Annotated in this window: 1 rRNA gene; it reads right to left on the bottom strand. The window is 51.0% G+C overall.

From position 1 onward, the window contains the following. Positions 1-630 (bottom strand): 23S ribosomal RNA (locus tag OU793_RS24825); the annotation flags it as partial.

Genomic DNA, 630 nt, shown 5'->3' with positions numbered 1-630 from the left:
TTTTCACCCCCTTTATCGTTACTCATGTCAGCATTCGCACTTCTGATACGTCCAGCATGCGTTACCACACACCTTCAACCGCTTACAGAACGCTCCCCTACCCAATGTGCAAAAGCACATTGCCGCAGCTTCGGTTTACTACTTAGCCCCGTTACATCTTCCGCGCAGGCCGACTCGACCAGTGAGCTATTACGCTTTCTTTAAATGATGGCTGCTTCTAAGCCAACATCCTGGCTGTCTGAGCCTTCCCACATCGTTTCCCACTTAGTAGTAATTTGGGACCTTAGCTGGCGGTCTGGGTTGTTTCCCTCTCCACGACGGACGTTAGCACCCGCCGTGTGTCTCCCGGATAGTACTTACTGGTATTCGGAGTTTGCAAAGGGTTGGTAAGTCGGGATGACCCCCTAGCCTTAACAGTGCTCTACCCCCAGTAGTATTCGTCCGAGGCGCTACCTAAATAGCTTTCGGGGAGAACCAGCTATCTCCAGGTTTGATTGGCCTTTCACCCCTAGCCACAAGTCATCCGCTAATTTTTCAACATTAGTCGGTTCGGTCCTCCAGTTGATGTTACTCAACCTTCAACCTGCCCATGGCTAGATCACCTGGTTTCGGGTCTATATCCAGAGACTG

The organism is Vibrio sp. VP6, from assembly GCF_028823755.1.
Classification (GTDB): domain Bacteria; phylum Pseudomonadota; class Gammaproteobacteria; order Enterobacterales; family Vibrionaceae; genus Vibrio; species Vibrio parahaemolyticus.
Note: the sequence above shows the minus strand (reverse complement) of the source record. Positions and strands in the feature narration are given on the sequence as shown.